The organism is Methanosarcina sp. MSH10X1, from assembly GCF_004099695.1.
Lineage (GTDB): Archaea > Halobacteriota > Methanosarcinia > Methanosarcinales > Methanosarcinaceae > Methanosarcina.
Window position 1 is genome coordinate 273,994 of record NZ_SCHL01000001.1, and the last position, 12,209, is coordinate 286,202.

Consider the following 12,209-nt stretch of genomic DNA (forward strand, 5'->3'; position numbering starts at 1 on the left):
TTTTTGATATGCATAAACCTGAACGCAGATTTATAAAGGACTCCCTATATTAATTATATCAGTAACTCATTTATGAGTAAACAATTATATAAAGAAATAAAATCGGGTTTCCAAAAATACATTTAGGATTAGATAAAATAAAAGCTGTAGCCATAAATAAATTAAGACACTGAGACAAAACTTTCGACATCGTATTTTCACAGGAGAAAAAATGAATTCCAATAGAGCTTCCGGTGTTGATATTGTTGGAGATATACCCTGGGGAACACATTTCTGCCAGTTCTATCGGACAAATGAAGAACTAACGGACGTAGCCATCCCTTATTTTAAAGCAGGACTGGAAAATAATGAATTCTGCATCTGGATTACTTCAGGATCTCTAAATGGGGAAGAAGCAAAAGAAGCTCTGAGGAAGGCTATCCCTGATTTTGATGTTTATTTGAAAAGGAATCAGATCGAAATAATTCCTGATACTGATTGGCACTTAAAAGAAGGTACCTTTAATTCTAAAAAAGTTCAGGATTGCTGGACTGAAAAACTTAACAAGGCTCTGGACGATGGCTATGAAGGGCTAAGAACTATGGAGATCACTTGCTGGCTTGAAAAGGAAAATTTTGATTATTTCATTAATTATGAGAAAGAACTGGATTTTATTATAGGCAAGTATCCAGTAATAGCTCTGTGTACCTATCCCCTCGATAAACATAATACAATCGAAATTATCAATATTGCCGCAAACCATCAATTCGCTCTGGTCAAAGAAGGGAGAAAATGGAAGCAAATAGAAAATTCGGCGCGGAAAATTATTACCGGGCTCGATAGGAAAGATGTTATCTGCGAAACAACCGGATCAATCAATCAGACCATCCACTCTACCCTTGACTTTGATGAGATTGAAAACCTTAAAATGGAACTGGCTGAGCGCAAGCAAGTCGAAGATGCGTTAAAGGAGAACGAGAAACAGCTTGTAGGCAACCTGGACATCATGACGAGGTTGCAAAAACTCGGCACACTGTTCGTACGTGAAGGCAATCTTGAACCGGTCCTTGCCGAGATCGTAGACGCGGCGATCGCCATTTCAGGGGCTGACTTCGGCAATATCCAGCGACTGGACCCAGAATCATCCGGTCTTAAGATCGTGGCGCAGCGAGGGTTCCCGGAGTGGTGGCTGGACTTCTGGAACAACGTTTATGAAGGGAGGGGAACCTGTGGCACGGCACTCGAGCGCGGAGAAAGGGTTATTGTCGAAGATGTTGAACAGAGTCCTATCTTCGCCGGCTCTCCGGCCCTGGAAATCCAGCTTAAAGCCGGCGTGCGAGCGGTTCAGTCTACCCCGCTGGTGAGCAGGTCAGGAAGGCTTCTTGGCATGTTTTCAACGCATTACAAGACGCCACATCGACCGGATGACCGAGCTCTTCATCTGCTTGACCTTCTCGCCCGTAATGCGGCCGATATTATTGAGCGGGCGCAAATCGAGGAAGCACTACATCAGGCGACAGAACGCGAAAGATTTCTGGCTGACGTTGTGGAGAAGGCCAGCGTCCCCTTCGGCGTCGGCTCGCCGGATGGCAGGCTGCTTATGTTCAACCAGGCGTTTATTGACCTCACAGGCTACAGCCGCGAAGAACTGATCCAGAAGCAACTAACCTGGAACGAAGATCTTACCCCTCCCGAATGGCGCGAGCAGGAAGCTGAACGCCTGGCTGAGGCTCTCCACACCCGGCAACCCGCCCGCTATGAGAAGGAATACCTCCGCAAGGACAGCACACGTGTGCCCATTGAAGTCTTCGTGCAGCCGGTATTCGACACTGCGGGCAATCTGCTCCACTACCGCAGCTTTCTGACGGACTTCACTGAGAGAAAACGAGCTGATGAGGCGTTGCGGAAGAGTGAGGCGCGCTTCCGGGCTCTTGTGACAGCCAGTTCGGAAATGATATACCGCATGAGCCCTGATTGGAGATATATGAACCGGCTTTGTGGCCGGGGTTTTCTCACAGATACGGAAAAACTGAACCCTACCTGGCTTCAGGAATACATCCTCCCTGAAGATCAGCCGTACGTGATAGCCGTGATCAATGAAGCCATTCGGACGAAAAGCGTTTTCGAACTGGAGCACCGGGTCAGGCAAGCAGACGGCAGCATTGGATGGACACTCTCGCGTGCGATTCCTATTCTTGATGCAAATGGAGAAATAGTTGAATGGTTCGGTACCGCCACCAACATCACCGAGCGCAAGCAAGAAGAGCAAAAGATACTCAGATATAACTGGATTCTCAAAGGAATTAACAGGATCTTCGGCAGTGTAGTTAAGGCTGAAACAGAAGAGGCGTTGGGGAATGCCTGTCTATCGGTAGTGATAGAAATAACCGGCAGTCAAATTGGTTTCATTGGTCAGGTGGGTGCAGACGGGCTGTTACATGACATCGCAATAAGCGATACAGGATGGAAACAGTGCCTTATGTATGATAAGACCGGGCATCGACGTCCTCCTGGAGATTTTATCCTGCACGGACTGTATGGCTGTGTAATTGATACAGAAAAGAGTTTCTTCACCAATGACCCGCAGTCACATCCAAAAAGTATTGGTCTGCCTCAAGGTCATCCCCCGATTACGTCATTACTTGGCGTCCCCCTTGTTCAGAATGGGAAAGCGGTGGGCTTGATCGTAGTCGCAAATCGTGAAGGCGGCTATAGCCATGAGCAGCAGGAGGACCTTGAAGCAATTGCACCGGCTGTGACGCAGGCACTACAGAGAAAAAAGGCAGAAGAAACACTGGCAAAAGCAGATATTTTCCGCCAGAAGGAAATTCATCACAGAATAAAGAATAACCTTCAGGTAATTTCTTCCCTGCTGGACCTGCAGGCTGACCAGTTCAGAAATAGAGAATGCATTAAGGACTCGGAGGTTCTGGAAGCCTTCAGAGAAAGCCAGGACAGAGTAACATCTATGTCGCTTATTCACGAGGAACTGTATAAAGTCGAAGGGTTCGAAACGCTGAACTTTTCGCCATATATCGAGAAGCTCGCTGAGAACCTTTTCCAGACATACAGGCTTGGAAACCTGGATATTAACTTAGACGTGGATCTGGAAGAAGATGCATTCTTTAACATGGACACTGCTGTCCCACTGGGAATAATTGTTAATGAGCTCGTTTCCAACTCCCTCAAACATGCGTTTCCGGACAGGAACAAAGGAACAATTCAAATCAAGCTTCATAGAACCGAAAACCGGGAATGCATAAACAGCAGAGAAGAAAGCGAAAACAAAGGCTGTAAAAGTGCCAGTTTTACTCTGACCATCGCAGATGATGGGAAAGGTATACCTGAAAACCTTGAAATTGAGGATCTTGATAGCCTTGGGCTTCAGCTTGTAATTTCCCTTGTAGACCAGTTAGATGGAACAATTGAACTGAAAAAAAACAATGGGACAGAATTCATTATAAGGTTCACAGTGACAGAAAAAAGGTGAATAAGTATGTCAGCGCCAACCCTGACCCTGCACTGATTTGTTGAGCAAAGCATTTCCTAATCCATGATTCATGAATTTCGCCCTGCTTTTATGTCTCGTTCTTTTACTATCATTCTCAGCATTCAACTTTTCTCCTATGCTTGATGGTTTAAACATGAATTGGACAGTCAGGATATAATTTATACGCTCACATTAAATTCTCTTACATAAGCTCAACAGCTTTTAATATCTAAAATTTCTAAGATAGGGGCGGGGTAAACGAACTTTTCCAGTGTTTATTATTTTCATTATAGGACAAAAAGAAGCCATGATGGAGTGGGTGCTAATAGAACAAGTCACCGAGAGAGAACTTTCCTGCGAGAAGCTTCGAAAAAATGAAGAAATATACCGCATCGTCATAAGGCAAACTGAGCATCTTGTATACGATTAGGATATTATAAAAAGCAAAATCTGCTGGTTAGGGGCTACCAGAGAATTTATGGGGCATGACTTAAAAGATCTGGAAAGTACAGATATGGGGGTCTGGCTGGATCATATCCATCCTGAAGAACGGAATAAAATCTGGAAAACTTTTGAAAAGTATCTGGAAACAGGAGAAAACTTCCGGCTTGAATACAGGTTCAGGAAACATAATGAAAATTATATCCACATAGAAGAGAACGTGATCTGCCTGAAAGATGAAAACGGTAGTGTAAATCGAGTTCTTGGAATAATTAAAGACATTACTGAAAGAAAGCTTACTCAGGAAAGACTGGAAGACAGTGAGGAAAAATACCGTTCATTTATACAGAATTTTGATGGGATCGCGTTCCAGCTAGATGAGAACTTCTTCCCGGAGTTCATGCACGGGAAAGTAGAAGAAATTACCGGATATAGTGAAGAAAAGTTCTTATCCGGTCAGTTTTTGTGGATAGACATTATTCATTCTGCTGACAAACCTCTTGTTATTGAAGATATTAATAATATTCAAAAATCTCCATATAACTCATCAAGAGAGCTTGACTTTCGTATAATACATAGTAACGGCAGAACTAAATGGGTACACCAGTGTTACTATAAAATCCAGGGCAAAGACGGAAAACCCGAGAAGTATCAGGGAGTCATTTATGATATTACTGAAAAAAAGAATACAGAAGAAGCTCTTGAAAAAATAGAGGCTATCCGTAACAAAGAAATTCATCACAGGATCAAGAATAACTTACAGGTAATCTCATCCCTGCTGGATCTTCAGGCTGAAAAATTCAACGACAGAGAATGTATTAAAAATTCGGAAGTTCTCACGGCTTTCAGGGAAAGTCAGGACCGGGTAATGTCAATTGCCCTGATCCATGAAGAGTTGCACGAAGGTGAGGGAAGAGATACCCTGAACTTTTCGCCTTATCTTGAAAAACTCGTTGAAAATCTTTTCCAGACCTACAGACTTGGAGACAAAGAAATCAGCTTAATTATGAATCTTGAGGAAGATATTTTCTTTGATATGGATACTGCAGTGCCATTAGGTATGATTGTTAATGAACTTGTTTCAAATTCTCTGAAATATGCATTTCCAGACAGAAAGACCGGAGAAATCAGGATTAACCTGTTCAGAGAGGGAAAAGCCGGGAACTCGTCAGGTACTGATGAAAAAGATGGTGAAAAAGAACTTACTGAGAAATGTACTGGATATACGCTTATTATTTCAGATAACGGAATTGGCATTCCTGAAAAAATCGATTTTGAAAACCCGGATACGCTTGGACTGCAGCTTGTAACTATTCTTGTAGAGCAGTTAGATAGTGAGATCGAGTTAAAAAGAAATAAAGGTACCAGGTTCAAAATAAGGTTTAATGTAAAGCAAGACTGATCGACTCACGTCCGTCTGGAAAGCAGCTTATAGTACTGCCTTCTTCAGGAAAAGAGAAAGGTTTAGCGGACACTTCATACCGATAAAAACATGGATTTAAAAATAATAACGGTTTTAACAATCAGGAAAACTATAAGATAGGCGATATTAAATTGTAATATAAGTTATATTAAATTGTAAGATAAACTATATAAGCTAATATTTCTGAAAATCAGTTTAGAAGTAGATGGTAGGGTCTGAGTCCCTATTCTCAGGTCCCTACCTGCGATCCAACCCAAAGATTAAGAGGAAACCCTATTACTCTTAATCTGTACCTTTATAATGACCCGGTTATATATATCATAACCGATAAGAAACATTGGTTCTGAGTTGAATTTTTAATATAATTGAAGAATTATATTATATTTAAAATTATAACGATATTAGAAATTATAACGATATTAAAAAATATAACGATATTAAAAATAATTAATTTATAAAAGAGATATAAAATAGATAAATTCATAAAAAATTACAATAACCTTAAAATCCTTAAGATTTAACTATTTTTTACTTGAAACTAATTTTTGAGATCAATAATTTAAAGTAGATTATAATAATATTACTGCTGCACGGTCGGGGAACAACCGTATATTATCCCTCAAACGGAGAATTGTCTGGAGGTTACTGATCCTTTTTCGAATTAATAAGTTTGAGGAAGCATAAGTTTGAAGAAGCATAAATTTGAAGAAGCATAAGTTTGAAGAAGCATAAGTTTGAAGAAGCATAAATTTGAAGAAGCATAAGTTTGAAGAAGCATAAATTTGAAGAAGCATAAATTTGAAGAATAAGGTAAACGGATTCAGTGCTTCGGGATTTTTCCTGAAGCCATTATTTGCCGCTTTTATCGCTTTTATCGCTTTTATTATACTTTTCCAATCTATCTCATGTTAACAATTTTCATGATATAATTTTAAATTTGCAGATATATAAAGTGCAATTTTACACGTGAATTGTACAGAAATATATTTATCATATTATCCTTTATACGCACTCGATTATATAAAAGATGAGAAATAAAATGCGTTTTTAAGTAATTAATCAATGTCTGCGCGATAGTGTACACTAAGCTGAGAATTTGATAAATATGAAACCTGCTACATTTGATAAAGTTAAGGTTCTAAAAAGGGCTCTTTGACTTTTTACTTTGATATCAGAAAATAGTAAGTACAATCAGAGTTTCTGATGTTAACATTGCCTGGGATATACCCTGGGGAACGTATAAGTGAGCAAACTCTGCTACAGGCTTTGTGAGCTTTTTCTGTCTCATCAAAAATATGGTGAAGGATAAATGAATATAGCTGGACGTATCCAGAAATGGCTGACATTCGGGTTGAGCCCGGAACAGGAAGATCGCTTTCGGCAAGCCAACTTTGGTGGAGACATAGCCCAGGCCCGAATTTTTGTTCTTCTGATCTTACTGCCCTTTTTAGCTCTTCTGGTCAATGACTACAGTTTTCTTGGGCTTTCAAGTACATTCTATGCGCTATTAGCGCTTAGACTTGCTTTTACTGCGTACACAGTCCTGTTCCTTAAAAATCTGCGAGGATTTCCAAACTACCGTTCCTATGACCGGGCTGAATTCATCTGGGGTCTCTTTCTGGCGGTCTTCCACGTCACGATAAATTCGACTCGACCTGAAAATTTCGTTGCCCATACCGTCATAACGGTTCTTGTAGTTTTCATTACGATGCTTGCCATCCCGAATCGATTCACCAACCAGCTTATTCTGTCCTTAGTGTACACTAGCGGGCAGACATTGATTATTGCGCCCAATCCGTGGATATCGCCACAGGCTTCTTTTACGGTGCTTCTCAGTATGTTCATGGCTAATGCAATTGCTATCGCATCCGGCTGGCTGTTTAATTTCTGGCGCAGGCGGGAGTTCCTGACTCACGAGGAAATGCATAACGCAAAATTGGAAATTGAGACGCAGCTTACTGAGCGCAAGAAAGCTGAAGAAGTTCTGGCAAATATTGAGACCGCCCGTAAAAAGGAGATTCATCACAGGATAAAGAATAACTTACAGGTAATCTCATCCCTGCTGGATCTCCAGGCTGACCAGTTCAGAAGCAGGAATAACATTAAAAATTCGGAAGTTCTCACGGCTTTCAGGGAAAGCCAGGACCGGGTTTTATCCATGGCTCTGATTCATGAAGAGCTTTACAGGGGTGAAGGGCTCGAAACGCTTAACTTTTCGTCATATATCGAGGAGCTTGCTGGAAATCTTCTCCAGACCTACAGGCTTGGGAACCTGGATATTAATTTAGACATGGATCTGGAAAAAGATTCATTCTTTGACATGGACACTGCTGTCCCACTGGGAATAATTGTTAACGAGCTCATTTCCAACTCCCTCAAACATGCGTTTCCGGACAGGCATAATGGAACAATTCGAATTACACTCCATAGAGAAGGAAACCGAGAATGCATAAGCAGTATAGTGAAAAGCGAAGGCTGTAAGGGTACGGCTTTCGTTCTGAAAGTTTCCGATAACGGGGTGGGCATTCCTGAAAATCTTGATATTGAAGAACTCGATAGTCTTGGCATGCAGCTTGTGACTTCCCTTGCAGACCAGATCGATGGGAAACTTGAACTCAGAACTAATCATGGAACAGAGATCATTATAAGGTTCACATTGACAGATAAAAAATAACCGAGCCCCACTGTTAGCCCCACAGCAACTGGTTGAATAAAACCTTACCTATATACACGGCTCAGGACTGCCAGGCTGCTGAAGCCTGCAGCATATTGAACCCTGAGAAATGAGGATAAACCCTAGCAATAAATAATATAGACAAGATATTTATTACATTATTTTCCATACAAATGGACCATTATATAATAATCGAATTATAAAATTAACTTCGGGGAAATTCTTACGGTTAATGAAACTAAGGTTCGGACAGAGAAGTAAACATTGAGACAGAGATTTTGACTTTTTATCAAGCGGTCAGAGAGAATATGAGGTACGATAATATAGATAAGAAATTTCAGGAAAGCGAAAAGCTGTACCGCATGCTGTTCGATTACAGCATGGACGGTATCATCCTGACTGACCCGAGAGATGGGGGGAAAATCCTATCCGCTAATCCAGCCGCTTGCCGGATGCTCGGATGGGCCGAAGAAGAACTCATTGGTAAAGGGCGCGAAGTAATGTTTGATCTGGAAGACCCGGCGCTATCCAGTCTGCTTGATGAGCGTGCACGCTCCGGGTCAGTCAGAACCCAGCTCACTTACAGGCGCAAAGACGGGACCACCTTCCCTGGAGAGGTAAGCACTGCCTTTTTTACTGATGACAATGGAGAACCCAGGGCAGTCGCTATTATCCGGGATATAACCGAGCGCAAACATGCTGAGCAGGCTTTAAGCGAAAGCGAGATGCGCTTCCGCACAATGTTTGAGGCACATGGGGCACCCATGCTGCTCATCGAGCCCGGCAGCGGGAAGATTATCGACGCCAACGATGCGGCGGTCCGGTTCTACGAATACTCGCGCGAGCAGTTACGGGCGATGCACATCGACGAGATAAACCAATTGCCACCGGAGGAAGTCACCGCCGAGCGTTACAAGGCTGTGGAACGCGGCAGGAATGTGTTTATTTTCCGGCACCGGCTCGCCAGCAATGACATCCGCTGGGTGGAGGTTTACTCCTCGCCTGTGAAAATCAAGGGCCAGCCCATTCTTTTCTCAATCATCCACGACATCACAGAGCGTAAACAGGCTGAGGAAGCTCTCAGGAATAGTGAGGAGCGTTACCGTATGCTTTTCACTAACATGACCGAGGCTTTCTTCCTTGGAGAACCCATTTATGATAAGGATGGTAAGCCTTGCAGCTATCGTTTCCTTGAGGTAAACCCTGCTTTTGAGCTTCAAACGGGTCTAAACAGGAAACAGCTATTGGGCAAGACTATACATGAAGTTGTTAATAAACCGAATAGTCTGGCGATTGAGGAGTACGGCAAAATAACGCTCACAGGCAAGCCAACACACTTTGAAATTTTTAGCAAGGAACTGAATAGATATCTTGATGGTTATATTTTTAGCCCTGAGAATGGAAAGTTCGCGGTAATTTTCAGAGATATTACCGAGCGCAAAAAGCTCGAAGAACAGATCCGCCAGCGAGCCGAAGAACTGGAAATCGTGATGGATGTCGCACCTGTTGCTATCTGGATTGGTCACGACCTGCAAGGTCATAAAATTACAGGCAACAGGATGGCAAACGAGTACTATGAGGCTGAAACCGGAGAGAACGTTTCGGCGGATGCGGCACCTATGCGGCGCTTCTTCCATAATGGTAAAGAATTAACCGCAAACGAATTGCCAATGCAGCAAGCCTCCTTGAAAAATATTCGAGTACACAACATGGAAGTTGACGTGCTGTTACCTAGCGGGGAATGTAAAACGTTTCTTGGATCAGCCAGCCCGCTCCACGATACAGAAGGGCATGTACGTGGCAGTGTCGGCGCATTCACTGATATAACAGAGCGTAAAAAAGCTGAGGAGGCACTTCGGAAAAGTGAGGAACACTATAGGATGCTGTTTACGAATATGACCGAGGGTTTCTTACTTGCAGAAATAATCAGCGATGAGGACGGTAAGCCTCATGATTACCGCTACCTTGAGATAAATCCTGTTTATGAATACAGTACAGGCTTAAAAAAAGAGCAGGTACTGGGTAAGTCTATCCTGGATATCGTTCCCAATGTGAGTCCGATACTGATCAAAAAGCTCGGTGAAACAGCGGTCTCAGGTGAACCGACGTATTTTGAAATCTTTAGCCAGATAGTAGGCAAGTATTTTGACACCTATGTCTTCAGTCCCGGAAAAGGGATGGTTGCGGCAACTTTTAGAGATATTACAAAGAGAAAACAGGCTGAGGAGGCTCTCCGGGAGAGTGAGGAAAAGTACCGGACTATAGTAGAAACCGCCAGTGAAGGCATCTGGACAGCTGACCATGAAGCCAGAACTACTTATGCCAATGAGAAAATGGCTGCGATGCTTGGATATACTCAGGAAGAAATGATTGGCAGACCTGTCTGCGATTTTACCAGCGGAGAAGATAAAATAATCGCAAGGCGGAACATGGAAAAAAGGGAGAAGGGCATCGATGAAAGCTACGAAATCAAATTAATACGCAAGGATGGATCGCCTCTCTGGGCATTTGCCAATGGAAAAGCTCTCTTTGATAAAAAGGGTAAGTTTACAGGCTCTATAGCGCTAATCACTGATATTACCGCAAGAAAAGAAGCAGAAGCTAAATTGAAAGAAACCCTCGATAATTTAGAGAAATTGGTTAAAGAAAGGACAGCAGAACTTGAAAATGCTTATAATTCACTGAAAGAAAGTGAAAAAAGCCTTGCAGAAGCCCAGAGAATGGCACATCTCGGAAACTGGAACTGGAATATTATAACTGACAAAATATACTGGTCTGATGAGGCTTATCGTATTTTTGGACTTAAGCCGCAGGAATCCGGAATAAACCTCGGTACATTTTTAAACTATGTGCATCCGGACGATCGAGAATATGTGAATAACGCAGCTAAAAAAGCATTAAGTAGAGGGTCCTATAGCACAGATTTCAGAATAATCTTAGCTGACGGAGAAGAACGTATAATCCATGCACATGGAGAGGTATCTTTTAACGAGAAAAAAACCCCTGTCTGGGTGAGAGGAACGATTCAGGATATCACCGGGCAGAAAAAAACCGAAGAAAAGATTCGCCGCCTGGCGGACATTGTGGAGTCATCGAATGATGCTATTATAACCAAATCTCTTGAGGGCATTATTACAAGCTGGAATAAAGGAGCGGAGCAGGTTTACGGCTATTCGGCTGACGAAATTCTGGGAAAAAATATTTCAATACTTGAGCCTGCTAGTTTAAGAGGAGAAATAGAACGGTTAACTCAAAAGATTATAGATAACAAGGATATCAAGCATTATGATACTCTACGGCTAAAAAAGGACGGTACATTAATAAATGTCTCAGTAACTCTCTCTCCAATCCTTAATTCATCCGGGAAACTCGTGGCTATCTCAGCTATTGCCAGAGATATTACAGAACGCAAGAAGGCAGAGGAAGCCCTGGCAAAACTGGAAAAAATTCGCATAAAGGAAATCCATCACAGGATTAAGAATAATTTGCAGGTTATCTCATCTCTGCTTGATCTTCAATCCGAAGCTTTCTCTCATCTTGAGGTTTGTAAGGTTCCGGAAGTCATCGAGGCTTTTACAGAAAGCCAGAACCGGGTGATTTCTATGGCTCTCATTCACGAAGAGCTGTATAAGGGAGATAAAATCGATACCCTTGACTTTGCAGCTTACCTTCGGAAGCTGACCGAAGACCTTTTCAGTTCATACAACCTGGGAGATAAGGATATCAATTTCAAGCTTGACCTTGAGCAGGTAGATCTTGGAATGGATACCGCAATCCCTCTTGGAATTATTGTTAACGAGCTGGTTTCAAACGCTTTTAAGCATGCTTTTCCTGACCGCAGGGAAGGCGAGATCAAGATAAACCTGAGCAGAATTGAGCCCACAGTCGCTGGGAGAGAGATTCCTGACCCGGATAAACACTGCATGGAAAAAGATAGCTTCCGGTACAAACTCGGAGTATCGGATAATGGAAAAGGTATCCCTGAAGGAATTAACCTCGTAAATACCGATTCTCTAGGGCTCCAGCTTGTAAGTCTCCTTGTCGAACAGATAGATGGCTGTGTTGGACTTAAAATTGATAACGGAACAGAATTCACCATATGGTTTAACAATATGGAAACATAAGCCACTTTCTTTTTTTGTAGCGCCTGTGCATTCTATGCTATGGCTCCATTGGAAATAAAATCTGACGAACTAAAGAAG

General features: G+C 42.3%; 3 protein-coding genes and 1 pseudogene. All 4 read left to right on the forward strand.

What is annotated here, in order from left to right:
• Window positions 1-211 precede the first annotated feature (211 nt).
• The 4 genes and pseudogenes from EQO05_RS16185 (at window position 212) to EQO05_RS01150 (ending at window position 12,131) form a co-directional block, all read left to right on the forward strand.
• Window positions 212-3,469, forward strand: coding sequence for an MEDS domain-containing protein (locus EQO05_RS16185; RefSeq protein WP_205793646.1), 3,258 nt, complete (start codon window positions 212-214; stop codon window positions 3,467-3,469).
• A gap of 448 nt (window positions 3,470-3,917) precedes the next feature.
• Window positions 3,918-5,312, forward strand: coding sequence for a PAS domain-containing protein (locus EQO05_RS01140; protein ID WP_255420817.1), 1,395 nt, complete (start codon window positions 3,918-3,920; stop codon window positions 5,310-5,312).
• A gap of 1,969 nt (window positions 5,313-7,281) precedes the next feature.
• A pseudogene (locus EQO05_RS15875) lies at window positions 7,282-8,007 on the forward strand (sensor histidine kinase); the annotation flags it as partial.
• Between the two features lie 308 nt (window positions 8,008-8,315).
• Window positions 8,316-12,131: a PAS domain S-box protein gene (locus tag EQO05_RS01150; protein ID WP_128502947.1), complete on the forward strand. Its 3,816-nt coding sequence runs from the start codon at window positions 8,316-8,318 to the stop codon at window positions 12,129-12,131.
• Window positions 12,132-12,209 lie beyond the last annotated feature (78 nt).